This window comes from Natronococcus sp. A-GB1, assembly GCF_029688845.1.
GTDB lineage: Archaea > Halobacteriota > Halobacteria > Halobacteriales > Natrialbaceae > Natronococcus.
This window is the reverse complement of record NZ_JARUKW010000004.1, coordinates 74,566-98,108: the sequence shown is the minus strand read 5'-3', so window position 1 is coordinate 98,108 and position 23,543 is coordinate 74,566. Positions and strand designations below refer to the sequence as shown.

General features: G+C 66.7%; 26 protein-coding genes and 1 tRNA gene. 14 read left to right on the top strand and 13 right to left on the bottom strand.

Features of this window, described 5'->3' with window-relative positions:
• Nucleotides 1–133: 133 nt before the first annotated feature.
• Complete coding sequence (locus QA600_RS06300) at nt 134–1,837, bottom strand: tRNA uridine(34) 5-carboxymethylaminomethyl modification radical SAM/GNAT enzyme Elp3 (protein ID WP_278291107.1); 1,704 nt, start codon at nt 1,835–1,837, stop codon at nt 134–136.
• A 102-nt stretch (nt 1,838–1,939) separates the two neighbouring features.
• Here QA600_RS06300 and QA600_RS06295 point away from each other — a divergent pair, with 102 nt between their 5' ends.
• Complete coding sequence (locus tag QA600_RS06295) at nt 1,940–2,398, top strand: hypothetical protein (protein ID WP_278291106.1); 459 nt, start codon at nt 1,940–1,942, stop codon at nt 2,396–2,398.
• A 40-nt stretch (nt 2,399–2,438) separates the two neighbouring features.
• Here QA600_RS06295 and QA600_RS06290 read toward each other — a convergent pair whose 3' ends face one another.
• The 3 genes from QA600_RS06290 to QA600_RS06280 all read right to left on the bottom strand — a co-directional run bounded on the left by QA600_RS06290 (nt 2,439) and on the right by QA600_RS06280 (nt 5,449).
• Entirely contained in the window at nt 2,439–2,876 is a 438-nt protein-coding gene (locus QA600_RS06290) for an SHOCT domain-containing protein (RefSeq protein WP_278291105.1), read from the bottom strand.
• Between the two features lie 83 nt (nt 2,877–2,959).
• Nucleotides 2,960–5,083, bottom strand: coding sequence for an OB-fold nucleic acid binding domain-containing protein (locus tag QA600_RS06285; protein WP_278291104.1), 2,124 nt, complete (start codon nt 5,081–5,083; stop codon nt 2,960–2,962).
• 102 nt (nt 5,084–5,185) lie between these two features.
• On the bottom strand, nt 5,186–5,449 hold the full coding sequence (locus QA600_RS06280) for a hypothetical protein (protein ID WP_005556952.1): 264 nt from the start codon (nt 5,447–5,449) through the stop codon (nt 5,186–5,188).
• 152 nt (nt 5,450–5,601) lie between these two features.
• Here QA600_RS06280 and QA600_RS06275 point away from each other — a divergent pair, with 152 nt between their 5' ends.
• The 5 genes from QA600_RS06275 (at nt 5,602) to QA600_RS06255 (ending at nt 8,503) form a co-directional block, all read left to right on the top strand.
• The gene (locus QA600_RS06275; protein ID WP_005556954.1) at nt 5,602–6,330 is read left to right on the top strand and encodes a metal-dependent hydrolase; all 729 of its coding nucleotides are present in this window, start codon (nt 5,602–5,604) and stop codon (nt 6,328–6,330) included.
• Nucleotides 6,331–6,433: 103 nt separating this feature from the next.
• Complete coding sequence (locus tag QA600_RS06270; protein ID WP_278291103.1) at nt 6,434–6,829, top strand: OsmC family protein; 396 nt, start codon at nt 6,434–6,436, stop codon at nt 6,827–6,829.
• Nucleotides 6,830–6,871: 42 nt separating this feature from the next.
• Complete coding sequence (locus tag QA600_RS06265) at nt 6,872–7,171, top strand: hypothetical protein (protein WP_278291102.1); 300 nt, start codon at nt 6,872–6,874, stop codon at nt 7,169–7,171.
• 298 nt (nt 7,172–7,469) lie between these two features.
• Entirely contained in the window at nt 7,470–7,970 is a 501-nt protein-coding gene (locus QA600_RS06260) for a gamma carbonic anhydrase family protein (RefSeq protein ID WP_278291101.1), read from the top strand.
• Nucleotides 7,971–8,041: 71 nt separating this feature from the next.
• Complete coding sequence (locus QA600_RS06255; protein WP_278291100.1) at nt 8,042–8,503, top strand: DUF5799 family protein; 462 nt, start codon at nt 8,042–8,044, stop codon at nt 8,501–8,503.
• A gap of 109 nt (nt 8,504–8,612) precedes the next feature.
• On the opposite strand, the gene QA600_RS06250 is transcribed toward QA600_RS06255, so the two are convergent.
• Nucleotides 8,613–8,753 (bottom strand): hypothetical protein, encoded by a 141-nt coding sequence (locus QA600_RS06250; protein ID WP_278291099.1) that lies wholly within the window; start codon nt 8,751–8,753, stop codon nt 8,613–8,615.
• A gap of 112 nt (nt 8,754–8,865) precedes the next feature.
• Between QA600_RS06250 and QA600_RS06245 the strand changes: the two genes are divergently transcribed.
• From QA600_RS06245 to QA600_RS06225, 5 genes are all read left to right on the top strand, one after another.
• Nucleotides 8,866–9,156 carry a hypothetical protein gene (locus QA600_RS06245; protein WP_278291098.1) on the top strand — a complete coding sequence of 97 codons (291 nt, stop codon included), beginning with the start codon at nt 8,866–8,868 and terminating at the stop codon, nt 9,154–9,156.
• Between the two features lie 217 nt (nt 9,157–9,373).
• The gene (locus QA600_RS06240; protein ID WP_278291097.1) at nt 9,374–9,955 is read left to right on the top strand and encodes a biotin transporter BioY; all 582 of its coding nucleotides are present in this window, start codon (nt 9,374–9,376) and stop codon (nt 9,953–9,955) included.
• Entirely contained in the window at nt 9,955–10,683 is a 729-nt protein-coding gene (locus QA600_RS06235; protein ID WP_278291096.1) for an ABC transporter ATP-binding protein, read from the top strand. The genes QA600_RS06240 and QA600_RS06235 overlap by 1 nt, the downstream gene beginning before the upstream one ends.
• Nucleotides 10,677–11,381: an energy-coupling factor transporter transmembrane component T gene (locus QA600_RS06230; protein WP_278291095.1), complete on the top strand. Its 705-nt coding sequence runs from the start codon at nt 10,677–10,679 to the stop codon at nt 11,379–11,381. The genes QA600_RS06235 and QA600_RS06230 overlap by 7 nt, the downstream gene beginning before the upstream one ends.
• Before the next feature lie 117 nt (nt 11,382–11,498).
• Nucleotides 11,499–11,771 (top strand): hypothetical protein, encoded by a 273-nt coding sequence (locus QA600_RS06225; RefSeq protein ID WP_278291094.1) that lies wholly within the window; start codon nt 11,499–11,501, stop codon nt 11,769–11,771.
• 75 nt (nt 11,772–11,846) lie between these two features.
• On the opposite strand, the gene QA600_RS06220 is transcribed toward QA600_RS06225, so the two are convergent.
• Nucleotides 11,847–12,890 carry an AI-2E family transporter gene (locus QA600_RS06220; RefSeq protein ID WP_278291093.1) on the bottom strand — a complete coding sequence of 348 codons (1,044 nt, stop codon included), beginning with the start codon at nt 12,888–12,890 and terminating at the stop codon, nt 11,847–11,849.
• Nucleotides 12,891–13,236: 346 nt separating this feature from the next.
• Between QA600_RS06220 and QA600_RS06215 the strand changes: the two genes are divergently transcribed.
• Entirely contained in the window at nt 13,237–13,437 is a 201-nt protein-coding gene (locus QA600_RS06215; protein WP_278291092.1) for a hypothetical protein, read from the top strand.
• A gap of 150 nt (nt 13,438–13,587) precedes the next feature.
• Here QA600_RS06215 and QA600_RS06210 read toward each other — a convergent pair.
• Both QA600_RS06210 and QA600_RS06205 read right to left on the bottom strand, forming a co-directional pair.
• A tRNA-Thr gene (locus tag QA600_RS06210) sits at nt 13,588–13,661 on the bottom strand.
• A gap of 90 nt (nt 13,662–13,751) precedes the next feature.
• Nucleotides 13,752–14,732: a class I SAM-dependent methyltransferase family protein gene (locus QA600_RS06205; RefSeq protein ID WP_278291091.1), complete on the bottom strand. Its 981-nt coding sequence runs from the start codon at nt 14,730–14,732 to the stop codon at nt 13,752–13,754.
• A gap of 88 nt (nt 14,733–14,820) precedes the next feature.
• Here QA600_RS06205 and dph5 point away from each other — a divergent pair, with 88 nt between their 5' ends.
• Nucleotides 14,821–15,594, top strand: coding sequence for a diphthine synthase (gene dph5, locus QA600_RS06200; protein WP_278291090.1), 774 nt, complete (start codon nt 14,821–14,823; stop codon nt 15,592–15,594).
• A 133-nt stretch (nt 15,595–15,727) separates the two neighbouring features.
• On the top strand, nt 15,728–17,629 hold the full coding sequence (locus tag QA600_RS06195; RefSeq protein ID WP_278291089.1) for a polysaccharide deacetylase: 1,902 nt from the start codon (nt 15,728–15,730) through the stop codon (nt 17,627–17,629).
• Nucleotides 17,630–17,742: 113 nt separating this feature from the next.
• Here QA600_RS06195 and QA600_RS06190 read toward each other — a convergent pair whose 3' ends face one another.
• The 5 genes from QA600_RS06190 to QA600_RS06170 form a co-directional block, all read right to left on the bottom strand.
• Nucleotides 17,743–18,723: an isocitrate/isopropylmalate family dehydrogenase gene (locus QA600_RS06190; protein ID WP_278291088.1), complete on the bottom strand. Its 981-nt coding sequence runs from the start codon at nt 18,721–18,723 to the stop codon at nt 17,743–17,745.
• Nucleotides 18,724–18,800: 77 nt separating this feature from the next.
• Nucleotides 18,801–21,095, bottom strand: coding sequence for a S8 family serine peptidase (locus QA600_RS06185; RefSeq protein ID WP_278291087.1), 2,295 nt, complete (start codon nt 21,093–21,095; stop codon nt 18,801–18,803).
• Between the two features lie 85 nt (nt 21,096–21,180).
• Nucleotides 21,181–21,822 (bottom strand): 3-isopropylmalate dehydratase small subunit, encoded by a 642-nt coding sequence (gene leuD, locus QA600_RS06180; RefSeq protein ID WP_278291086.1) that lies wholly within the window; start codon nt 21,820–21,822, stop codon nt 21,181–21,183.
• Nucleotides 21,819–23,246 (bottom strand): 3-isopropylmalate dehydratase large subunit, encoded by a 1,428-nt coding sequence (leuC, locus tag QA600_RS06175; RefSeq protein ID WP_278291085.1) that lies wholly within the window; start codon nt 23,244–23,246, stop codon nt 21,819–21,821. The genes leuD and leuC overlap by 4 nt, the downstream gene beginning before the upstream one ends.
• The gene (locus tag QA600_RS06170) at nt 23,243–23,542 is read right to left on the bottom strand and encodes a hypothetical protein (protein ID WP_278291084.1); all 300 of its coding nucleotides are present in this window, start codon (nt 23,540–23,542) and stop codon (nt 23,243–23,245) included. Before QA600_RS06170 ends, leuC begins: the two co-directional genes overlap by 4 nt.
• Between the last annotated feature and the right edge of the window lies 1 nt (nt 23,543).

Here is a 23,543-nt window from a genome sequence, read left to right as displayed (position 1 = left end):
ATCGGTCACCTACTACGCTAAGCAAGTCGATATGTTCGGTTCGGTCGAGAGAGGGTGGCCCACAGTTACGGACGAACGCGGCGCCGATTCCTGGCTTGAGGATCGCGGCAAACTTCTGTTTTCGTTCCGTCAGCTACAGCCGCTTGCTGACGTAGGGGCCGTCCTGCGTGTACCCCAGTTTGTTGCGGTAGTACTCTCGAGCGCCGATCCCCGAGATGACGCTCAACTTGTCGTAGCCGGCGTCGGCCGCAAGCTCCTCCGCGCGGTTCATCAGCCGGCGACCGTACCCCTTGTGCTGGTGCTGGTCCGTCTGGCCCTCGCTCCCGACGGCGACCTCGCTGCCGTAGACGTGGAGTTCGCGGACGATGGCGGCGTTCTCGAGCTCCGGCCGGATCCGGTCGCCCGTTGTGACCGAGGGAAGGCCGTCCGCGGTGCCGCCGTCGTTGGGAAACCGGAGGCGACAGAAGCCGACGAGGAGGTCCTTCTCGAAGTCCTCGAACGAGATGAACTGCTCCGTGCCGCCGCAGGCGTCGTAGTTCATGACGTCGAGCTCGACGTTTTCGGGCACTTCATCGTTCATTCCGGCCTCGCGACAGCGGATGCAGTCACAGGACCAGCCGTGCTTGTCCATGCGCTGTCGGGCGAGCTGTCGCAGATTCGACTTCCAGACGCCGGCGTCGATGTAGTCCGCCGGAATGTCCCGCTGGACCCGCTGGAGGCGCGTGTACCGGGGGATCATGTCCTTGATCTCGGCGACCAGATCGGCGGCCTCCTCGTTCGTGAGGGGGTCGAACTCCCCCTCGTGCCACCAGTCGTAGGTCGCGGTCCCGCGAACGATCAGCGTCGGGTAGATCTTGAGATAGTCGGGTTTCCACTGCTCCTGCTCGAACAGCCGGCGGAAGTCCTCGAGACACATCTCCTTGGACATCCCCGGCTGGCCCGGCATCATGTGGAAGCCGACCTTGAAGCCCGCGTTGCGGAGCCGGCGGTTGGCGTCGATCGACGCCTGGGCGCCGTGGCCGCGGTGCATCTCTCGATTGATCCGCTCGTAGGTCGTCTGCACGCCGACCTCGACTTTCGTCCCGCCGAGGTCGAGCATGCGGTCGATCTGCTCGGGGTCACACCAGTCGGGCTTGGTCTCGAACGTCGTTCCGATGTTCCTGATGTCGTTGGTCTCGTTCTCGGCGATGACGTCCTCGAGGTACTTCCACTCGTACTCCTCGGGATCCTCGGCGAAGCTGACGCCCTCGGCGGGCTCTGGCTCCTTGTCGACGTCGTAGTCGTTCATCGCCTCGAGGGCGCGCTTGACGAACCACTCCTGGTAGTCGTGGCTGCGGGCGGTCATCGTCCCGCCCATCAGGATCAGCTCGACCTTGTCGACCGGGTGGCCGATCTCCCGGAGCTGTTCGAGGCGCAGGGTGACCTGGCCGTAGGGGTCGTAGTCGTTCTGGACACCTCGCGCCGCAGCGGGCTCCTCGCCCGTGTAGCTCTGGGAGGACGAGAACTCCGAGTCGGGGCCGCCGGGACAGTAGAGACACTTCCCGTGAGGACACCGTTCGGGCGAGGTCATGATCGCGACCGGGGAGACGCCCGAGGCGGTTCGGACGGGTTTGCGCCGAAGCACCGACTCGAGTTCCTCGCGGTGCTCCTGGGGCGCGTAGTCCAGCAGCTCGGAGTTCTTCGGCACCTTCGGCGCCGACTGTTCCGAACACGCCTCGAGCTTGGCCTTCTCGACCTCGTCACGGTCGATCTCGCCAGCGAGAATTCGCTCGACGAGCGTCTCGCAGACCTTCTCGAACGCGTCGGTTTCGGTCGGTTCGGGCGTCTCGGTACTCACTACACGGAGTTGGTTTCGGAGCGTGAATAAGCGTGTCGGACTCGCTACCCTTCGGCTCGGGAGCAGTACGGCTTTGACCGCTCGCCCGCAACGTCACTCTGAATGCGCGAGATCGAGCTCTCGTACACCGTCGAGCCGTCCGCCGAGCAACTCCGCGAGCGACTGACGCCGCGTTCGATCCTCGAGTACGCGGACGTCTACGAGGTTCGATCCTGTGAGCCGACCGACGACGGGGCCGAGGCGACGGTCGCGATCGACGGAACCGAGATGACAGTGGTGTTTTCGGCGCTCGAGAACGGGTACGCCTACCGCTTCGTCGACGGCGGGATGTTCGAGGAACGATACTCGAGAGTCACTGTCGAGGACGGCGAGGAGGCCCGTGTCACGGCGACGGCCAGGTACACGTTCGACTCGATCTGGTCGTTCGTGCTCGATCGGCTGGGTGCGAAAACGGTGCGTCGGGAACTCGAGCTGACGATCACGAACCTGCTCGAGGACGTCGCGGCGGACGAACCGGAGCCAGTAGCCGACGAGCCAGAACGGGCGGACGACAGGGAGTGAATTCACGTCGCCGTTCCGGCCACAGCCCGCGTCTTGGGGTTCAGCGCTCGTACTCGAGGTCGCGGTCCCGGGCCGACTCGCGTTCGTTTCGTCGTTCGCGTCGCCAGCGGTCGGCGTCCTCGAGGCTCTCGGTCTCGAGGAGCCGATCGAGCTTGCGCTCGAACTGCTCGTCGGTCAGCTCGCCCGCCGCGTACCGATCGCGGAGTCGCTCGAGGGCGTCGGTGGCTGACGACTCCTCCGCTTCCGCCTCCGCGAGCGTCTCGGGGTCGATTTCGTCTTCGGTCCACCACTCCCGAACGTCGTCCTCGTCGCCGAACAGCAATGCGACCATCGGCACGACGACGATATACCCGAAGAGCAGCGCCGCGAGCCACCACCCCTGGCCGGTGAACATCGCGGCGAGCCAGATCCCGGTCACGAGCGTCGCCGTCACCTCCGTGGCGTTCTCGCGGAGCCGTGTCCTCGGATCGGCGCCCATACCCTACGTGTGATAGCGACTGCCAAATGCGTTTCTGACTGGTGCCGCCGCTGGCAGATCGCGGACGACGGAGAAGGGCGCGATTACGCGAGCGTCTCGGCGAGGGCTTCGAGTGCGGCCTCGTGGACGGCGTCGCGCTCGCCGGGCAGGAACTCGACGTGGCCGTCCCGCCCGCCGACGACGTGGACGCCGCCGTTCGGAACCCGTTCGGCGATCGCGTTGCCGAGGGCCCGAACGTCGATCGCTTCGGTCGTCCGGACGTGCAGTTCGTCCTCGCCGATGCCGAGCGTGGCGGCCGACTCCTCGCGCTCGCGGCGGTGGAGCGCGTCGAGCAGCAGGATCGTCGTCGGGAAGTCGTACCGGTGGGTGAACGCGTCGGTGTCGAGCACGGTGACGGTCAGCCCGTCGACCTCCTGCACCGAGCGGTTCTCTCGCGCGGTTCCCAGTTCGGTCTCGAGCTTGTCGCGGAACTGCTCGGAAACGTGGGCCGCGAGGTCGGCGTTCCCGTCGAACAGCAGGTCCGCGACGAGTTCGCGCTTGTCCTTGTAGCTCTGGTAGAACGCTTCCAGCGCGACGGCCTCACGTCGCTCGGAGATGTCCGTCTCGTCGTAGCCGGCCTCGGTGGCCAGCTCGAGGTACGCCTCGGGGGCATTCTCCCAGTAGCTGATCGCCGGCAGGTGCTCGAGGTCGTCACGAACGTCGTCGTTGACGTGGGCGGCGACGTTCGCGGCGAGGGCGGTCGAGGTCAGATCGGCGACGTCGGCGCCGCCGAGCGAGGGCGCGACGGCCGCCGAGACGGCGTCGACGATCTCCTCGTCGGCGCGGCTGTCGTCGATCACCAGCGCCTCGGCGCCGTACAGCGACAGCAGCTCGTAGCCGTCGGCGGACTCGACGGTCGAGCCGGTGCCGACGAGTACGACCAGCGGCAGCTGCTCGTCGTGGCGGTCGCGGGCCTCGAGCATCGAGGTGACGTCGTCGGTCGCGGCGTCCATGTCGTACACCCGGCCCTCGAGCGGCCGGCGCTCGAAGTAGTGGTACTCGGCGTCCTCGCGGGTGTGTTTCTCGCGGATCAGCGGGAGCGCGGCGCGCTCGATGGCGGCGCCGGCGACGTAGCCGTCGGCGGTCGCGGCGTGGCGAACGACGACGGGTCGGGCCTCCATGACCGCCCGTCGGATCGTCGTCGCGGCGTCGGCGATTTCGTCTTCGACGGCCGTGACCGCGTCGTGGTCGGCCAGCAGCGAGACGTCGGCGGGTCGGGCCTCGCGCTCGATCGCGCTCTCGAGGCGGTCGACGACCGTCTCCCGGGCCTCGTCCTCGAGGATCTCGAGGGTCTCGGTCTCGACCTGCAGGTCGCCGTGGTGGCGCTCGATCTCGCCCTCGAGGGCGACGACGTCCTCGACCTCGACGTCGGGGTAGGCCCGAACGCCGGCCTCCTCGAAGGCCGCACACTCGACGGTGCCGGTCTCGTCGCGAAGCTCGAAGACCGTCGGGCCGGATGTTTGGCGGACCCCGGTGATCTCGCCCTCGAGGCGGACGACGCTGCCGACCTGGTTCTCGATGGCGTCGATCGTCGTTCGCTTCAGCGCCGGTTCGGCCTCCGGCTCGGCGTCGGCGGCGTCGTCGGTCGTCGGCGTCGAGGCGGTGGCCGACTCGGTCGCAACGGAGCCGCTCTCGGCAGCGACCGCCTCGGCACCGCCCGTCGGCGGGCTCGCCTCGTCGCTCGGACCGGCGTCGTCGGCGCTCGCGCCCGGTTCGGCGCCCGAATCTGGCTCGGGCTCGGGTTCGGGTTCGGAGTCGGTCTCCGAGCCGTCGGGACCGTCGTTGGCCTCCTCAGGGAGGAACTCGTCGTCGGCCGTCTCGACCAGGTGACCACGGAACTCGCGTTCGCGCTGGCGGATCGACCAGCCGAGGTCGACGTTGCCGTTGTCCCGGACGTCAAGAACCTGGACGAACACCTCGTCGCCGGGCTCCCAGTCGAGACTCTCGAGTCGCTTGTCCAGTTCGCTTCTGTGCAACAGACCGGTTACGTGGTCGCCGATATCGATGAAGACACCGAAATCGGCGTAGCCGTCGACGGTTCCCCGGTAGTAGCGACCGGGGGTGAGCTGCGAGGGGGTGGTTCCGCGGAACTCGAAGACCGCGTCCTCCTCGTGACTCTTGCAGATCTCGCCGTCGACAGACGTGCCGCAGATGATACAGTTACCCATCTACACGAACCAAGCAGTTTCGCCCTAAAACGGTTGTCGGAATGCGTTCGGGGCAGTACCGACCGATCCGTGCGCGAAACGACCGCCGGAATCGGCCGTCGTTCACTCGAAGACCGGGGAATCGTCCTCGAGCGCCTCGACGTCTTTGACGATCTTGCGGACGTCTTCGGGGAACAGCGACACCTGCACCTCGTTGCCGTCCTCGTCCTCGAAGACGAGCTTGACTCGCTTGTCGCCGAACTCGCGGGCACCGGCCTCCTCAACGCCGAACAGCTTGACCGTCGCGGACTTGTTCGTCGGACCGACGTTCTTGATCGATCCCTCGTTCAGTTCGACCATGAACTCCTCGAGCGAGAGTGAGAGCATACACCGTCGTAGGAGCCCCGTACAAAAAACGCCACGGCATCGCTCCGCGGGTTGCCGGCTCGTCGTTCCGATCGTCGCCTGCGGTCGCAGGCGGCCCACGGCAGCTCCCGCGGCCAGTTTTAAGACAGTCTCCGACCAACCGTTGGCCTGCTATGGAACTCACTTGGCACGGTCACTCGACGTGGCACGTCACCGTCGGCGACACCGACCTGTTGATCGACCCGTTCTTCGACAACCCGAAGACGGGCCTCGAGCCGTCGGACGTCGACGAACCGGACTACGTCCTGCTCACGCACGGCCACGCCGACCACATCGCCGACGCGGGCGAGTTCAGCGACGCGACGCTGGTCGCGACCCCCGAACTCGTCTCCTACTGCGAGGAGGAGTTCGGCTTCGAGGACGCCGTCGGCGGGATGGGGATGAACCTCGGCGGGACCGTCGAGTGTGACGACGCGTTCGTCACGATGGTCCGGGCAGACCACACCAACGGGATCATGACCGAGTACGACGTCGACGCGGGGATGCCCGCCGGCTTCGTGATCTCGGATACGAAACCGACGCAGGTCGCCGACGAGGAGTCGACCACCTTCTACCACGCGGGCGACACCTCGCTGATGACCGAGATGCGCGAGGTCGTCGGTCCCTACCTCGAGCCCGACGCCGCGGCGGTGCCGATGGGCGATCACTTCACGATGGGGCCCTGGCAGGCCGCCGTCGCCGTCGACTGGCTCGACGTCGACCACGCGTTCCCCCAGCACTACGACACGTTCCCGCCGATCGAGCAGGACCCCGAGCAGTTCGAAAGCGAGGTCGCGGGGACGGGCAGCGACGCCGAAGTCCACGTCCTCGAGGCCGACGAGCCGTTCGAACTCGAGAGCTGAGCCGGCAGACCGATACAGTCCATTTTTCGGCGGAAACTCGAACCGGACGGTGTTGCCCCCGAGAACAACGTTTACGGCGACGGCAGTGGTTGTCCCGACTGCGATGTCGAAACAAGTCACCACCGTCTCCGAAGAGGGGTTCAGCGCGACGAACGAGATCGGCGAGTTCGAGACGACGATCGACGCCGAGGGCGAGGAGGCGCCGGACACCCTCGAGAGCCTGCTGGCGGCGTACGCCTCCTGTTACGTCCCCGCGCTGCGCGTCGGGGGCCAGCAGCGCGACGCCGGCGACCTCGGTCGAATCGAGATCGAGTCGACGGGCGAGCTCAACGACGACGACAAGCTCGAGTCGGTCCACTTCGACATCCGCGTCGAGGCCGACGTCGACGACGACACCGGGCAGAAGGTAATCGACCGCGCCTTCGAGCTCTGTAAGGTCCACGACGCGCTGAAGGACAGTCTCCACGCGGACACCGACTTCGAGGGCGGCGCCTTCTAGAATCGAGCAGTACTTCTTTCGCGGTCGCCGGGAGGGCTGCTAGTGTCCGGCCGTTTCGAGTCTCGAGCCAGACGCATCGCGCGGATCGGTGCCACCGTTGCACTCTTCGCGCTGAGCGGTTGCATCGACAACCGACCGAACGCACTGCTCGATCAACTCGAGACGGTGACAGCCGCGCTCTCGACCGACGGTCCGGTCGTAATCGGTTCGTTAGCCGCCCACTGTCTCGAGCCGGTCGAGCGACTGATCGGCGAGGTACGGACGGCTCTCGACCGGCGTCGGAACTCGCTGTTCGGGTCGAGCCGAAAGGGAAGGAAGCCGCAAAACGGAAGCGGGGTCTGACCCCCCTGATCAAGGTGACTGTCTTGGGTGAACGGAAGCGGGGTCGAACCCTCCACGTCGAAGGTGGGGTCTTCGGGGAACGGAAGCGGGGTAGACTTCCTGATTCGAAGACGGGGCCTTCGGAGCACGGCAGCGGGCTACGGATGCATTCTGGTACGTCCGTCCACTGCCTACTTCTTCGTAGCGGGGATACCGCATTAGAGCTACCGCCAACATACATTGGTGTTTATACGACGAGTCGGTCGAACACACTCCGATCGACGGTAGATTCAAGCCCCGTTCGCGAGAGGTAGCCGCCATGCTTCGCTCGTTCGAAGGGACGGAACCCCAGGTCGCCGACTCGGCGTACGTCGACGAGAGCGCGGTCGTCATCGGCGACGTCGTCGTCGAGGCCGACGCCAGCGTCTGGCCGAACACGACCCTCCGGGGCGATCACGGCCGGATCGTCGTCGGCGAGGGCGCGAACGTCCAGGACAACGCGGTCCTCCACGAGGACGCCGAGCTCGAGCCCTACGCCACGGTGGGTCACAGCGCGATCGTCCACGACGCGACCGTCCGCGAGCGCGCGCTGGTCGGAATGAACGCCGTCGTCCTCGACGGCGCCCGGATCGGTAAGGGTGCGGTCGTCGCGGCCGGTAGCGTCGTCACGGAGGGAAGCGAGGTCGAGCCGGAGACGCTCGTCGCCGGCGCGCCCGCCGAACCGAAAGCCGAGGTCGACGATCCGCGCCTCGAAGAGACGGCGGACCGATACGTCGAGCTCTCGAATCGTCACGCCGAGGGCTCGGAACGACTCGATTGAGCCCAGGATCGCCCACCGTCGACGCTGCGGCGAGGGAAACGCTGATACGCACACCCGCGCAATCGACGGCCATGAGCGACACCTCGTGGACGGACCGGATCGTCGGCGAACGGATGACCGTCGATCAGGAGTTCTCCGCGCGCGTCCAGGACTCGCGGTTCTCGAGCCAGCAGTGGAGCCTGATCATGACCGCGACGGAGTTCGAGATCGAGGACGCCGATGACCCCGATCGGGCCCGGATCGTCGCCAACACCGAAAAGGTCGACCAGATCATTCCCGAACTCGAGAACGTCGATCGTCAGATGGGCGCGATGGGCGGCCAGGGCGGCGGTGGCGGCGCCTCGAACTCGTCAGGCGGCGTCGTCGACTCCATCCTCGGCGCGCTCGGACTGGGCGGAGACGGCGGCGACGAGGAGGAAGAGCAGCTCCGGGCGGCCGAGCAGCTCACCCAGGAGTACGCAGATCAACTCCAGAGCCAGCTCGAGTCGAAGGGGCGATGGGAGTCGGTCCGGCAGGCCGCGGCCGGCGACTGAGACTGGCGGCGATCCGTCCCGTCTACTCGTACGGACTCCTGTACGTCAGTTCCGGAGCGACCGCGCCCCGTCCTGCGGTTGCTCCGGGAACTCGTCACAACAGACCGTATCAGCCCGCGTGAAAGAGGGTGAACTCGCTGGCTTCGTAGATGTTGATCAGCTCCACGACGAGCTCGTCGTAGGACTCGTCCTCGATCCGCAGCCCGTCCAGCCGTTCGACGGTCTCCTCCTCGAGTTCGATGGTGGGCATACCAGTCCGTTCGTCGCCGAGGAGCAAAAGCCTCGCGGAGAGCTATCATACCACATTCCTCGAGCACGGCCGAGCCACAGGGTCTTTAGGTGCCCCACCCCTCCGTCGGGGTATGACCGACGACGTCGACACGACCACGATCACGATCTCGACCGACGACGACGAGACCGACGAGGTAACGCTCCCCGCCGGTCTCATCGACCTCCTCGCCGAGGGCGACCAGGACGCCGCTGAGACCGTCGGTGACATCACCCTCCTCTCGTTCGCCAGCCGGGCTCACCATATCGTCCACCACGGCGAGGGCTCGGATCCGGAGCTCGAGGCCCAGGAGGAACGCATCATGAACCAGTTCGAGGAGCGGTTCGGCCAGACCTTCGCCGAGGCGACCGGCCACCAGCACTAACCGACAACCCCGACGGATTCGAGACTCGTTCGCGGCCGTTTTCGGCAGACAGCCGACGATTCGTTCTCGACGACGAGCGATCGGTTCGATCGGCGAGACGAGCGTCGAACCGCGTTCGACGCTGTACACTCACGATCCGTTCGATCGACCCGTTTCGTCCGCGATCTCGAGAGTCGTGAACCGAAGTTTTGATCACGGTTTACGGCGGTGGTGACGTATGGCAACCGAACAGGGAGACGTCGACCTCGTCGACGGCGACGTCGTCCACGCGTTCGCTCGAGCAGCCCTGCTCGCGACACTCCTCGGCGCGGTGGCACCGATCGCGATACCGATCCCGTTCTCTCCGGCGCCAATCACGCTGCAGGTGCTGTTCGTCTTTCTCGCCGGGCTGTTGCTCGGCCCGCTCTGGGGGACCGTCTCGATACTGCTGTACCTTGCCGCCGGCGCGATCGGACTCCCGGTGTTCGCGGGGATGGCCGGTGGGCTCGGCGTCCTCGTCGGGGATTCGGCCGGCTACCTCTGGTCGTACCCCCTGGCCGCCGGTCTGATCGGCCTGCTCGTCCACCGCGGGACCGACCTTCGGGATCCCGCCGAGGTTTCGACGCCGCTCGTCGTCGTCGCGCTCGTCACCGCGACCGTCCTCATCTACGGGATGGGAGTGGGCTACATGGCCTGGCTGCTCGAACTCGAGCTCTGGGAGGCGATTACAGTCGGAGCACTGCCGTTTATCCCGGGTGAGGTATTGAAGATCGCCGCCGCGGTCGCGATCGTCGAGAGCGGTCGGATCGACACGATCTGATGCTCGAATTCCGCTCCGTCTCGTTCGGCTTCGACGACGTCGGCGTACTCGAGGACGTCTCTCTCTCGATCCCCGATGGCGAGTTCGTCGTCCTCGCAGGAGCGAACGGCAGCGGGAAGACGACCTTGCTGCGCCACTGCAACGGCCTGCTGGATCCCGACGAGGGGACGGTGCTGGTCGACGGCACTCCCGTCGCGGACGACGTCATCGGCGCTCGAACGAGCGTCGGCATGGTGTTCCAGCACCCCCGCGACCAGTTCGTCGCCGCGACCGTCGGCGACGACGTCGCCTTCGGGCCCGCGAACCTCGGCCTCGGGCGCGAGGAGATCGATCGACGCGTCGCCGAGGCCCTCGAGGCCGTGAATCTACGGGGACGCGAGGACGAACGGATCGACCGACTTTCAGGTGGCGAGCAGTCCCGGGTGGCCATCGCGGGCGCGCTCGCGATGGAGCCGACCCACCTGGTGCTCGACGAACCATTCACCGGACTCGACGAACCCGCGCGCCGTTCGGTGGTCGGTCGACTCGAGGCGCTGGCCGCCGACGGCACTGGGATCCTGCTCGCGACCCACGACCTGCGGGACGTGCTCGGGCTGGCCGACCGCGTGATCGCGATGGCCGACGGACGGGTCGTCGTCGACGAGCACCCCGACCGGGCCCTCGAGGAACTGGACGGACTGCCGGTTCGCATCCCCCGAGCGCGGGTGGACCTCGAGGAACGATGCTGACCTACGAGCCGGGCGAGACGGTCGTCCACGATCTGGACCCCCGAAGCAAGCTCGCGGTTCAGATCGGCTTCGCGGCGACCGCGCTGGCTCACACCGCGCCGCGGGCCCTGCTCGGGTTCTCGGTTTTCACCGTGGCCGTGCTGGCGCTCGCACGAGTTCCCCTGCTGCGGACGCTGTATGCCTACCGTTTCGCGCTGGTGATCCTCGCGGTGGGTCCCCTCGTCGCGGCCGCGACCCTCGGCCCGCCGTGGATCGATCTCGAGGCCGGGCTCGCCACCGCGCTCGCGAGCTACCGCGTGCTGCTCATCCTGCTCGTCAGCGCCGCCTACGTTCGGACGACCCCCGTTCGGGAGTCGCGGGCCGCGATCCAGCGGACGGTCCCGGGCAAACCCGGCCAGCTCCTCGGAATCGGCGTCGCACTGATCTTTCGGTTCCTGCCCGTCGTACAGTCGGACCTGCGGACGATCCGAGACGCGATGGCTGCGCGGCTCGGCACCGAGCGGAGCGCCCGCGAGCGCGCGACGACGATCGGCCTCCTCGGGCTCTCGCGGACGTTCGACCGCGCCGATCGACTCTCGCTCGCGCTGCGGGCGCGGTGTTTCTCCTGGAACCCCACGCTTCCGGCGCTTGCGTTCTCCCAGCGGGATCTGCCCGCGCTGGGAGTCGCCGTCGCGTTGCTCCTGACGGCGTTTCTCTGAGCGGTCGGCTCGGCCTCGAGAGGCAGCGCCATCGGTTTTCGGCCGAACCGTACCGAGAGCGAGGAGTACTGAGCAAGCCGGAATTATTAACCCTCAGCCGATCGATGCAGCTAGTGAATGGCGCTTCGCCCCGGCGACATGGTCTGTGTACGTCCGGATCAACTGCCCGATTCGATCGAGCGGGAACTCCCGCAGGCGGAAGCGGCCGTCGGACGGGTCCTCGAGACGAGCGACGTCTCGCTGGTCGACCTCGAGTGGTACGTCGACTACGCGAGCGGCGCGGTGATGGACGGCGTGCTCCCGAAGCGCCGCAGCGACCTGCTCTGTCTTCCGACTGACGCCCTCGAGAAGATCAGTCACGACGAGTACATGGAACGACGAACGCCCTGAGCCAGCCGAACTCGCGGCTCGGGTGAGGTCGGTCCGAACGAGTGCCCGTGCCCGTCTCGAGCACCTGCGACGATCTCATGCCGCCGACCCGTGCCACTCGCGACTGAAGAGGTCGAAGGCGATCTTGGCCGCGCCGAGGATGACGGGACCGACGAACAGCCCGACGGCGCCGAACATCGCGACCCCGCCGAAGATCCCGAGAACGATCACCGCGGCGCTGAGAGCCCCGCTCTTTCCGATGATAGCCGGGCGGAGGTACATATCGGAGATGCTGACGAACGTTCCGTAGCCGACCAGCGCCAGCGCCGCCAGCGGTCGCCCGACGGCGACGAGATAGATCGAGACCGGAACCCAGATTCCGAACGCGCCGACGAGCGGAAGCAAGGCGAGTACGAACGTCGCGACGGTGAGTAGGACGACGCCCGGCACGTCGAGCACCCAGAGGCCGATCCCGAGTAACACGGCCTGGATCGCGGAGACGATCACGTTGCCGATCACCGACGCCCACATGAGCCGGTCGAGTTCGGCGAACAGCTCGTCTCTTGCGTCGTCGCTGATCGGCACCACGGTCTGGAGCCAGTCGACCAGCCGGTCGCCGTCCCGGAGCAACCCGAAGAGGACGAACATCGTCACCGTCAGCCCGAACGCGATCGACGGCAGCCCGCCGAGGAACTCGAGGGTCCCGGTGACTGCGCCGTGAAGTCCGTGCAGGCCGTCGTCGATCTGGCCCTGGTTGGCCTCGTAGGCCGCGATGGCGGCTTCGGGATCGAGCTGGTAGCCGAAGCCCTCGAGTTCGTTCTGGATCGCCACTGTGTCTAACCCCTGTTGTTGGATCGTCCCCACGAGCTCCGACGCCTGTCGGATCGCGACGACGAGGATGTACAACACCGGAATCACGAGTACGAGCAGCGAACCCACGATCAACGTCAGTGCCGACGCGGTCGGGCTCAGCACTCGCTCGAGGGTCGTCTGGAACGGCGAGAGCGCGTAGGCGAGTACGACCGCGAGCAGGATGTACTGGAGGTAGGGTAGGACGAGCAACGCCGCGAGGAGCCCAGTCACCAACGCGACGATTCCGAGGGCGGACTGTTCGGTCAGTCCCCCGTTTGTCTCGGTCATGGCGCGTCAATGTTCCCGCTGGGCAAAGAGCGTATCCGATTCACTCTCGGGGGATGATACTCCGAAACGAATGCGGGAGGAACGAGCGCCAACGAGCCGAGGCGGCGTGTCCTGCCATAGATCCGAACAGACGTTACAGTGAGTACCGGGCGACGATCTCACGGCGGAAACTGTGGACTTCGGCGACAAACGGGACGAAAACACGGCCGGCCCGGTGGTCGACCGCTCGAGTCGGATGCCGAACTCGAGCGCGGCTGGCGGTCGAGTCCAAAGGGCCGGTGTCAGTGATAACGCACAACAAGCTTATTACGAATCATGCATGATTGGGGGACAGAGGTGGGATGGAATGAAAGCTCGTCAACTGGATCCAACCGATAGACGCGTCCTCGAACGGAACTACGACTACGCGCAGAAGAACGTTCGAGTGCTTTCGACGTGGTACGAGTGTGAAACCAAACGGATGATCGAGCTGCTCGCCGAGAACGGGATCGACCTCTCGGCGAACGACGAACAGCGATTCGGACCGTACTATCGAGAAGCTCGGTAGCGCCACAGGCGGCGAGCGCACTCGGCGCTCACGAATTTGCTCGCGGTAGAAGAATCGTTGGAGAGCGCGGATCGTAGTTGGAGCGAACTCCCTCTTAGCCAAATCTCTCCAAGTCGGAGCTCTGGCTCACGTATTCGTTCGCTCGAAAAGAGCCGGTGGAGGGATTTGAACCCTCGACCTAATCCTTACGAAGGATTCGCTCTGCCAGTCTGAGCTACACCGGCACGTCGACGAGTGCATTTATTCGTACGTCCGATACCGTCCATAAGGGTTGCGAATCGCGACGGTCGTGCTATCGCGTTCCGTACGATGACCTATCGCTCGAGCCGGACGTCCAGACAGACGTTCAGCTCGTGGGGCGCGTACGAACGGACCGTGTGCCGCGTCTCGACGGTCACCTCGTACTCGGGTTCGACGGCCTCGCGGATCGCGCGCTCGCCCGGACCGAACGGGTCGTCCTCGTGCTGGATATCGTAGTAGTGCAGCGTACAGTCCTCGCCCGCGATCGTCACTGCCGACTCGAGGAACGCGTCTGCGCTGTGGGGCAGGTTCATCACGATCCTGTCGGCCCAGCTCTCGTGGTCGGGGGCGACCTCGCGGACGTCGTCGCAGATCGGCGTGACGCGGTCCTCGACACCGTTTCGGCGGGCGTTCTCGCGAAGGTAGTCGATCGCGGTCTCGTTGACGTCGACGCCGACGCAGTCGGCACCGCGCTTCGCGAACGGGATCACGAAGGGGCCGACGCCGGCGAACATGTCGAACGCGCGCTCCTTGCTCCCAACTTGTTCGGCAACCCGGTGGCGTTCGGTCGCGAGCCGGGGCGAAAAGTACACCTCGGCGAGATCCAGCGCGAACTCGCAGCCGTACTCGCGGTGGACGACCTCGGTCCCCTCACCCGCGAGCAGCTCCCAGTCCCGAACCCGCGTCTCGCCTTTGACCTTCGAGGCCTTGTTCAACACGGTGTCGACGGGGAGATCAGACTCGAGGATCGCGTCGGCGATCGCCCGCGCGCGCTCGGTGTCATCCTCGTCGAGTAGGGCGGCCTTGCCGAGGCGTTCGTAGGACGGCTCGAACGAAAGCAACTCGGCGGGGGTCGTCTGGCTCTGACGCTCGTCGACGGCTCGCTCGACGACCTCGTACTCGCTCGAGAGCGCCTCGGGGTCGGTGACCGGGACGTATAGCCAGCCGTCCGCGACGGTGATCTCGTAGTCGTCGTTGATCAGGTCCGCCTCGGCCAGAGTCGAGCGCGTCGCCTCGCCCGCCTCGGGTTCGACGCGGACACACGGCACCTCCATACCGACACTCGCCACCGCCGGCTCCTAACGCTGACGCTTCGATCGACGTGTCGAAAGCTTATAACGGCCGCTCGCGCTACCGACGGCCATGCTCATCTTCATCGGGCTCGGGCTCTACGACGAGCGGTCGATCACCGTCGAGGGTCGACGAGCACTCCGGGAGGCCGACCGGGCCTACGCCGAGTTCTACACCAGCAAGCTGCTCGGGACGACCGCAGAGGAGCTCGAGTCGGCCCACGACGTCTCGATCGAGGTTCGCGATCGAGCGGGCGTCGAGCAGGAACCCGACGAGATGCTCGCCGCGGCCGAGGACGAGGACGTCGCCTTCCTGACGGCCGGCGATACGATGATCTCGACGACCCACGTCGACCTCCGGCTGCGCGCCCACGACCGCGGAATCGAGACGCGAGTGATTCACGGCGTCACCGCCCAGACGGCCGCCAGCTCCCTGACCGGGCTACAGAACTACCGGTTCGGGAAGGCGACGACGCTTCCCTTCCCCTACGCTCACGGCGCCGACGGGCTCCCCTCGAGCGTAACCGGGACGATCGACGCGAACCGCGCAGACGGACACCACACCGTCGTTTATCTGGATATTAAGGCCGAGCGCGGCGAGTACATGACCGCCGACGTCGGTGCCGAGCTACTGGCCGAGGTCTACCCGGATCTCGTCGGGATCGTCGTCGCTCGAGCCGGCAGTCCCGACCCCCTCGTTGCGGCCGGGACGATGACCGAACTCGCACGGCGGTCGTTCGGCGATCCGCTGCACCTGCTGGTCGTCCCCGGCGACTGTCACCTTCTCGAGGCCGACGCGCTCGTCGAGCTGGCTGGTGCCGATCGGTCCACTCTGGAAATCGTCTGAAACCGCCAGCAGGCGGGGTGTTAGCTATCGAATAAGCGTCTCCGCACCGATCGGTCTCGGACACAGTCCTTTCGGGAAGAAGGTTTAGTACCTCTATTAACAAGTATACAGGTGCGGAAAGTTCAGATCACACATGGATAACGGTACTAACACTGGATTCGGGTCGTCCAGGCGGCGGCTGCTGGCCGCTGTCGGTGCAACGTCGGCGACGCTCGCCGGCTGTACGGACTTCCTGTCCGAAGACGAAAACGGCAACGGTGGGAACGGTGACGACGAGGGGAACGGCGACGATTCGAACGGCGGGAACGGCGACGACTCCGACGACGGTGGGGACGGCGGAGGCGAAACGCTGTGGCCCGCGATCGACGACGGCGAACTGCTGGCTGACTTCGAGGAGGAGCCGAGTCGGCGGTCGGGTGAGCTCTCGATGTCGTCCGACGAGGCCCGGCGTGGATCGCAGGCCGCGGTCGTCGAGGACGAAGAGGGCGAGGAGGCGGGGCTGACCGTCTACTTCTCGGACGGGATCGACCTCACCGAGCACGACGTCTCGTTTGCGGTCAAACCCGAGTCCGCGAACCGAATCGTCATCGAGTTTGTCGCGCCCGGCCGGGGGAGCCGGCTTACGACCGTTCGAACCGTTCCCGGTGAGTTCACGGGCTGGTTCCGGCTCGACTGTGGGTACGAACACAAACCCGGCGACGAGCCGGACCTCTCGAACGTCACCGCGATCAACATCCTCGCGACGAACGACGGCCGACCGATCAAGATGGTCGTCGACGACCTCCGAAAGGTCGAGTCCGTCGACAACGGGAAGGCGATTCTCCTGTTCCACGGCGGCTACGAGTCCCAGTACGACATCGCTGCCGACATGCTCGAGGAGCGAGGCTGGGCCGCGGCCGTCCCGCTCCCGCCGGAAGCCATCGGCGAGAGCGGTCGGATGAACGTCGAGCAGCTTCAGGAACTGCAGGATCGGGGTTGGGACATCTGTTCGAACCCGTCGACGACGACGCCGCTCTCGGACTCGCCCCAGGACCGACAGCGAACCGTCCTCGAGAACTCGAAGAGCATGCTCGAGGAACAAGGCTTCGAGGACGGTGCGCGCCACCTGCTCGTTCCCGGCGATCGGATGAGCGAAGAGACCTACGAGGTCGTCAGGGACGTCCACGAGACGGCGTTTCTGTTCGGTTCCTGTCCGAGCACGATGCCGCCGACGGAGCGTCACATGATTCCGCACATCTGGGGGCCCTCGCTTCATGACGGCGTGCGCCGGCACATCAACCTCGTCGACCAGTACAACCAGCTCACAGTGTTGCGCATGCAACGGATCGTCGACACCGACGATCCCGAGGACGGCGAGATGAGCCTCGACGACTTCGAGCACCTGCTCAACCATCTCGAACACCGCGGGCTCGACGTGATCACGCCTTCCGACCTCGTCGACGAGAGCTACGAGCGCGAGACCGACGACGACGTGGACGACGAGCGCCCGGAGGGGACGATCCTCGAGGCGGGTCGATCCTACGAGTTCGAGGGCGACGGATCGACGACCGAGACTGTCGAACTCGACGAGGGAGTCGTCGTCGCGAGTTTCTCCCACGACGGCGACGACGAGTTCGTCGTGGAGCTCGACGGCGACGTGCTCGCGACGACCGCCGGACAGACGGCCGGCGAATCCATCCTCCCCGTCGACGGCGGCAGCTATCAGCTCGAGATAGCGGGTGACGGCGAGTGGCTCGTCGACCTCTCGCAGCCGGAGATCCACGGGGAAGACCTCGAGGAGCTTCCGGTCGAGCGCTCCGGGAACGGCTCCTCGTTCGTCGGCCCGCTCTGGGCGCCCGACGACCTCTCGCTCTCGCTGACCCACGACGGCGACGGCGAGTTCGTCGTCACCGGCTACGGCGCCGACGGGAGCTACGAACAGCTCGTCGACCAGACTGGATCGTTCGACAGCCCGCGGTCGTACGCGGCGGGCGGACCGGTCTGGATCGATATCGAGGCCGACGGCGACTGGACGCTCGAGGCCGAGGACGCCTGAGCGTCGGAGCTGCCCGTCGCCGTACTGTCGCTGAAAAGCGTGTCCGTCGTCGATTTTTGTGCGTTCGATTCCACTGGCTTCGTTTCGAGCGGTACCGCCGCCGGGAAGTCCGTCTACAGCCGGTCGATAATCGCGTTCGTCACATCCTCGGTGCTCGCGTCACCCCCGAGGTCGCCCGTCCGCGGTCCCTCCTCGAGGGTCGTCTCGACGGCCGACCGAACCGCCGAGGCTTCTTCGTCGTACTCAAGGTACTCGAGAAGCATCGCCGCCGAGAGGATCGCCGCGGCGGGGTTGGCGGCGCCCTCGCCGGCGATGTCGGGGGCGGTGCCGTGGACGGGTTCGAACAGCGCGCGATCGGGACCGACGTTCGCGGAGGGGAGCAGGCCGAGCCCGCCGACCAGCCCCGCGGCGAGATCCGAGAGCACGTCGCCCGCGAGGTTCGGACAGACGATGACGTCGAACTGTTCGGGGTCGAGACAGACCCTCGTCGCGAAGGCGTCCATCAGAACCTCGTCGGTCGCGACACCAGCCTCGCTGGCGACGTCGGCGACCGTCTCGCGAAAGAGTCCGTCCGTCTCGCGCATCACGTTCGCCTTGTGGGCGATCGTAAAGCCGTCGTGGTCGCCCTGCTGGACGTAGTCGCAGGCGAACTCCGCGAGCCGTCGGGAGGCCGTCTCCGTCGTCACGCGGGTCAGCGTCGCGACGTCGTCCGTGAGGCGGTCCTCGTGGCCCGCGTAGACGCCCTCGGTGTTCTCCCGGAGGAAGACGAGGTCGGTCTCGGGACGGACGGCGTCGACACCGGGATAGGCCGTCGCGGGACGGACGTTGACGAACGAACCGACCGCTTCGCGGAGGGGCAAAATCACGTCAGCCGCGGTCTCGCCGGCCGCGCCGAACAGCGTCGCGTCGGTCGACGCGGCGAGGTCGTACGTTTCCTGGGGCAGCGGGTCGCCGGTCTCCTCGGCGACCGCGTCGCCGGCCTCGGCCTCGGTGAACTCGAAGTCGATCTCGAGGGCGTTCAGTACGTCGATCGCTGCGGGCGTGACCTCCTGCCCGATTCCGTCACCGGGCACGACGGCGATCTCGTGAGTCATGTCGGACTCTCGCGCGCCGGGGAAAAAGAGGGTATCGGAAACCACGAGAACTGCCCGCCTGCGAGGCGGAATCCGAATCAGGACCGCGCCAGCCGCGCGACGCCGACCGCGACGACCACTCCGGCCGCGGCGAGAACGATCGGGGCCGGTCCGCCCGAACTGCCCTCGGTAGGCGCGACGACGACAGTCTCGGTCGTTCCCTCGTCGATTGCCCCCGTTTCAGCGGTGGTCGACTCGAGAGCCGACCCGGAGGCCGTCACCGTGTACTCCTGGCCGGTTCCGGGAACCGCGACCTCGAGCGTGCCGTCCGCAGCCGTGCGCTCGTCCGGTTCGAGCGTCTCGCCCGACTCAACCTCGACGACGACGGACGCGTTCTCGACCGGGTCTCCGTCCCCGGTCTCGACCGCGACCTCGAGGGTCGAATCGCCCCGCATGTCGAACGACTCCGGTCGGGTTTCCGAACCGTCGACGGCGACCGTCCGCTCGTCCGCAAGGCGTCCGGGCGCGTCTACCTCGAGGGCGTACTCCTCGTCTCCGGGAACGGCGTCGATCCGGTAGCTCCCGTCGTCCGTTCGCTCACCCGGATACGAACCGGTCGGTCCCGTCGCTGCGACCGTCCCCCCGTCCACCGGCGTTTCGAACTGCTCGTCCGCGAGGTCGACGTCGATCGTCCCGCTACCGGCGAGCGAGAGATCGACGGTCGCCGATCCGTCGGCCGGCGGTGTCGCCGTCTCCGACGTCGGCTCGTAGCCGGAGCCCTCGGCGACGACCTCGTACTCCCGGTCGGCCTCGAGGCCCTCGAACTCGAACGCGCCCTCAGAGTCGGTCGTCGTCTCGTGGCGATCACCGTCGGCGGCAGCCGTAACCGTCGTCTCCTCGAGGGGGGCGTCCGTGACCGTATCGGTGGCCGTCCCCTCGATCGTCGAGTACGAGCCGGCCCGCTCGATCGCCGCCGGAACGTCGATGACCCCGTGGCCGTTGTGCTGGCCGTCGCCGCCGACCGCGGTCTCTGTCAGCGCGGTCTCGAGTTCCGTCGCGTCGAGCGTCGTCGCCGTCGCCGACTGGACGAGCGCGGCCGCCCCGCCGGCCGCGGGCGCGGCCATGCTGGTGCCGCTTTTGGTCGTGTACCCGCCGCCAGGAGCCGTACTCGTTACGTCGACGCCGGGCGCGACGAGGGTCGGAACCTCGTACGAGCCGGGCCAGTGCTCCGGCGCGTCAGAACCCCACGTCTCGGCCGTCTCGATCCTCTCGCTGCTCGAGAACTCCGGGACGGTATCCGTCTCGTCGACCGCACCGACGCTGGTCGTCGCGTGGAGGTTGCCCGGCGACGTCGAGGTTCCCGCACCCTGGTTGCCGGCCGAGCTGACGACCGGCGTTCCGGCTTCGTTCGCGTTCTCGATCGCCTCGAGCAGCCCCGGATTGTATCCCTCGATCCCCAGACTCAACACGATGACGTCCGCGTCCGCCTCGACGGCCCACTCGAGACCCGCGATGATGTCGCGCTGGTAGCCGACGCAATCCTCACCCTCGCAGTGGGTCATCACGGCGCCGTGGTAGAGATCGGCCTCGGGAGCGACGCCGATCTGCGTGCCGCTCTCGTTGCCTCCGGCGACGACGCCCGAGACGTGGGTGCCGTGATCGTCGTAGGCGATCGGCTCGTCCGAGGGGTCGTCGCCGAAGTCGCGCCACTCGGCGACGTCGAGGTCCGGGGGGTCGCCGTCGACGCCCGAGTCGAGAACCGCGACGGACGTTCCCTCTCCTTCCGTCCGGTAGGTATCCCACGCCTCGGGAACGTTCAGCTGCTCGAGCCCGGCCGAGGGGCCGTCCGACTCGGACGCCTCTCCGTCGACGTCCGCGTCGGCGTCCGCGTCGGCGTCGTCGACCACTCGATCGGACGATCCGGAAACCGCTTCGTCCGCGCTGACCGCGGAGACACCATCAGCCTGGGCGAGCGTCTCGAGATCCATCCGATCGGTGTCGACCGTCGCGAGGACGGCCGTGGTGAGCCAGAACTCCCGTTCGACGGTGACGGCGTCGTCCGAGGCGGCCCCCCGGTCGAACCGGTCGTGGCTCGCCTCGGCTTGTGTCCGTCGGTCCGCGGGCTCCTCACCACCCTCAGCCGGGGGCGACTCGAGGTGGACGAGGACGGTGACCTCGCCTTCGGCATCCTCGAGTGCGGGATCGATCGGGGTCTCGGCGGCCGTCGCGTCGTCGACCCCAGCTGTCGGATCGTCGATCCCGGCCATCGGCCCGGCGGGGACGCCGATCGACCCGACCGCCGCTCCCGGAACCAGTCCGACGACCAGCACGAGCGCGAGAAGGACGACTCTCGGCCGGGTCGCGAGACGGTCGGCTCCCGATCCCGGAGACATTAGTGTAATATAGAAATTCAATATACTAAATATGATCGGCCGTTAGCTACCGCTACTCGGTCGAGGAACCAACGGAAAAAGAGGCCTACTCGGCCTCGGGGATCGCTTCGGACTCGACGTACGGCAGTTCGCGGGCGGTGTCCCGAACCGCACCCGCGTTGGACTTCATCAGCGCCGTCGTGTCCCAGACCCCGTCGACCAGGGCCTTGCGCTGGGCGTCGTCGACGGTGACGTCGATCGTCTCACTACCGTAGGAGACCGTCTCGGTCTCGACGTCGATCTCGAGTTCGCCGTCGGGATTCTCGTCGACCCAGTCCTGAAGCGCCTGGATCGTCTCGTTGTCGGCCGTCACGGTCGGGATGCCGAGCGCGAGACAGTTGCCCGCGAAGATTTCGGCGAAGCTCTCGCCGATGATCGCGTCGATTCCCCAGCGCATCAGCGCCTGGGGAGCGTGTTCGCGCGAGGAGCCGCAGCCGAAGTTCGAGTTGACCACCATCACGGACGAATCCTGGAACCGCTCCTCGTTGAACGGATGGTCCTTCTGATCGTCGTCCTCGTCGAACCGGAGGTCGAAGAACGCGAACTCGCCCAGCCCGTCGAAGGTGACGACCTTCATAAAGCGCGCCGGGATGATCTGGTCGGTGTCGATGTCGTTGCCGCGGATCGGAACGCCGGAGCCCGAGACGTAGTCCACCTCGGGGATCTCCACGTCGTCCGTGCCGCTCATTGGGCGGTCACCTCCGCTTCCGGCAGCTCACGGACATCGGTTACTTCCCCGGTGATCGCCGCCGCGGCGACCATCCGCGGGTTCATCAGGACGGTCCGGCCGTCCTTGCTGCCTTGGCGACCGACGAAGTTCCGGTTCGAGGAGGAGGCACAGGCCTCGTCGCCCTCGAGCTGGTCTTCGTTCATGCCCAGACACATCGAGCAGCCGGCGTTGCGCCACTCGAAGCCGGCTTCCTCGAAGATCTCCTTCAGGCCCTCCTCCTCGGCGGTCTTCTGGACGCGCTGGCTACCGGGGACGACGAGCGCGCGGACGTCGTCGTGGACCTCTCGACCCTCGACGATCCGGGCCGCGCGACGCAGGTCGGGCAGGCGGGCGTTGGTACAGGAGCCCAGGAAGGCGACGTCGATATTGTACCCCTCCATCGTCTCGCCGGGCTCGACGCGCATGTGTTCCTGTGCGCGTCGTGCGGTGTCTTGCTTGTCGGCCGGCAGCGACTCCGGTTCCGGAATCGGCTCGGTGATCCCGATCCCCTGACCCGGGGTCGTCCCCCAGGTGACGACGGGCTCGAGCTCGTCGGCGTCGATCGTTACGACGTCATCGTATTCGGCGTCGTCGTCCGATCGAATCGACTCCCAGTACGGTTTGAGTTCCTCGAACTTCTCCGGGTTCTCCTGGAAGTAGTCGGTCTCCTCGAGCCACTCGTAGGTGGTCTCGTCGGGGTTGACGTAGCCCGCGCGGGCGCCGCCCTCGATCGACATGTTACAGATCGACATCCGGCCTTCCATCCCCAGGTCCTCGATCGCGGAGCCGGCGTACTCGTAGACGTAGCCGACGCCGCCCTCGGTACCCAGTCGGCGGATGATCTCGAGGATGACGTCCTTGGCTTCGACGCCGTCGCCGAGTTCACCCTCGACTTCGATCTTTCGCACCTTCTGCTTCTCGAAGGCCAGGGTGCCCGTCGCGAGCACGTCCCGGATCTGGCTGGTGCCGATACCGAAGGCGAGCGCGCCGAAGGCGCCGTGGGTCGAGGTGTGGGAGTCGCCACAGACGATCGTCTTCCCGGGCTGGGTCAGGCCCTGCTCCGGACCGACGACGTGGACGATCCCCTGGTCCCCGCTGTTGGGGTCCGAGAACTCGATTCCTGCCTCGCGGACGTTCTCCTCGAGCTCGCTCATCATCTCCTCGGCGGCGTCCTCGTCGTAGGGACGGGACTGATCTGCTGTCGGGATGATGTGATCGACCGTCGCGTGCGTTAATTCGGGATAGGCGACCTCGAGGTCCCGCTCGCGGAGCATGCCGAAGGCCTGCGGGCTGGTGACCTCGTGGATGAGGTGGAGGCCGACGAACAACTGATCCTGTCCGGTCGGTAGGGTGGTCACCTTGTGGCGGTCCCAGACCTTGTCGTACAGCGTGCCCTCGCTCATACGTCGGTTGCTCCCCGCTCGTCGTCGCGGCCGTGTTCGTTGCCCCGCTCGAAGACGTCGTTCGCGTCGTCGGCGCCCTCTGGCGGCGTGTGATCGACTCGCTTCATCGTGTCGTCTGCCGACGGATCCGTCGCGGCTGGATTCTCGTCGCCGGCTCCGTTCCGCCGGCCGCCGTCGGCCACGACGGTCGGACCGCGGCTGAACAGCCGTCCGGCCGTCTCGCCGGTGTAGGGGTTGGTGTGGCTGACCGCACGCATCGAGTCGTCGTCCGATTCGGTGTCGTTCGTTCGTTTCATT

What these genes read in the sequence shown, in the direction of transcription:
- leuD (WP_278291086.1), bottom strand. Translation starts at nt 21,822, where the DNA reads ATGAGCGGCACGGACGACGTGGAGATCCCCGAGGTGGACTACGTCTCG.
- QA600_RS06295 (WP_278291106.1), top strand. Translation starts at nt 1,940, where the DNA reads ATGCGCGAGATCGAGCTCTCGTACACCGTCGAGCCGTCCGCCGAGCAA.
- QA600_RS06225 (WP_278291094.1), top strand. Translation starts at nt 11,499, where the DNA reads ATGGCGCTTCGCCCCGGCGACATGGTCTGTGTACGTCCGGATCAACTG.
- QA600_RS06250 (WP_278291099.1), bottom strand. Translation starts at nt 8,753, where the DNA reads ATGCCCACCATCGAACTCGAGGAGGAGACCGTCGAACGGCTGGACGGG.
- QA600_RS06185 (WP_278291087.1), bottom strand. Translation starts at nt 21,095, where the DNA reads ATGTCTCCGGGATCGGGAGCCGACCGTCTCGCGACCCGGCCGAGAGTC.
- QA600_RS06170 (WP_278291084.1), bottom strand. Translation starts at nt 23,542, where the DNA reads ATGAAACGAACGAACGACACCGAATCGGACGACGACTCGATGCGTGCG.
- QA600_RS06220 (WP_278291093.1), bottom strand. Translation starts at nt 12,890, where the DNA reads ATGACCGAGACAAACGGGGGACTGACCGAACAGTCCGCCCTCGGAATC.
- QA600_RS06190 (WP_278291088.1), bottom strand. Translation starts at nt 18,723, where the DNA reads ATGACTCACGAGATCGCCGTCGTGCCCGGTGACGGAATCGGGCAGGAG.
- QA600_RS06195 (WP_278291089.1), top strand. Translation starts at nt 15,728, where the DNA reads ATGGATAACGGTACTAACACTGGATTCGGGTCGTCCAGGCGGCGGCTG.
- QA600_RS06275 (WP_005556954.1), top strand. Translation starts at nt 5,602, where the DNA reads ATGGAACTCACTTGGCACGGTCACTCGACGTGGCACGTCACCGTCGGC.
- QA600_RS06280 (WP_005556952.1), bottom strand. Translation starts at nt 5,449, where the DNA reads ATGCTCTCACTCTCGCTCGAGGAGTTCATGGTCGAACTGAACGAGGGA.
- QA600_RS06230 (WP_278291095.1), top strand. Translation starts at nt 10,677, where the DNA reads ATGCTGACCTACGAGCCGGGCGAGACGGTCGTCCACGATCTGGACCCC.
- QA600_RS06245 (WP_278291098.1), top strand. Translation starts at nt 8,866, where the DNA reads ATGACCGACGACGTCGACACGACCACGATCACGATCTCGACCGACGAC.
- QA600_RS06260 (WP_278291101.1), top strand. Translation starts at nt 7,470, where the DNA reads ATGCTTCGCTCGTTCGAAGGGACGGAACCCCAGGTCGCCGACTCGGCG.
- leuC (WP_278291085.1), bottom strand. Translation starts at nt 23,246, where the DNA reads ATGAGCGAGGGCACGCTGTACGACAAGGTCTGGGACCGCCACAAGGTG.
- QA600_RS06290 (WP_278291105.1), bottom strand. Translation starts at nt 2,876, where the DNA reads ATGGGCGCCGATCCGAGGACACGGCTCCGCGAGAACGCCACGGAGGTG.
- dph5 (WP_278291090.1), top strand. Translation starts at nt 14,821, where the DNA reads ATGCTCATCTTCATCGGGCTCGGGCTCTACGACGAGCGGTCGATCACC.
- QA600_RS06205 (WP_278291091.1), bottom strand. Translation starts at nt 14,732, where the DNA reads ATGGAGGTGCCGTGTGTCCGCGTCGAACCCGAGGCGGGCGAGGCGACG.
- QA600_RS06240 (WP_278291097.1), top strand. Translation starts at nt 9,374, where the DNA reads ATGGCAACCGAACAGGGAGACGTCGACCTCGTCGACGGCGACGTCGTC.
- QA600_RS06285 (WP_278291104.1), bottom strand. Translation starts at nt 5,083, where the DNA reads ATGGGTAACTGTATCATCTGCGGCACGTCTGTCGACGGCGAGATCTGC.
- QA600_RS06235 (WP_278291096.1), top strand. Translation starts at nt 9,955, where the DNA reads ATGCTCGAATTCCGCTCCGTCTCGTTCGGCTTCGACGACGTCGGCGTA.
- QA600_RS06270 (WP_278291103.1), top strand. Translation starts at nt 6,434, where the DNA reads ATGTCGAAACAAGTCACCACCGTCTCCGAAGAGGGGTTCAGCGCGACG.
- QA600_RS06215 (WP_278291092.1), top strand. Translation starts at nt 13,237, where the DNA reads ATGAAAGCTCGTCAACTGGATCCAACCGATAGACGCGTCCTCGAACGG.
- QA600_RS06255 (WP_278291100.1), top strand. Translation starts at nt 8,042, where the DNA reads ATGAGCGACACCTCGTGGACGGACCGGATCGTCGGCGAACGGATGACC.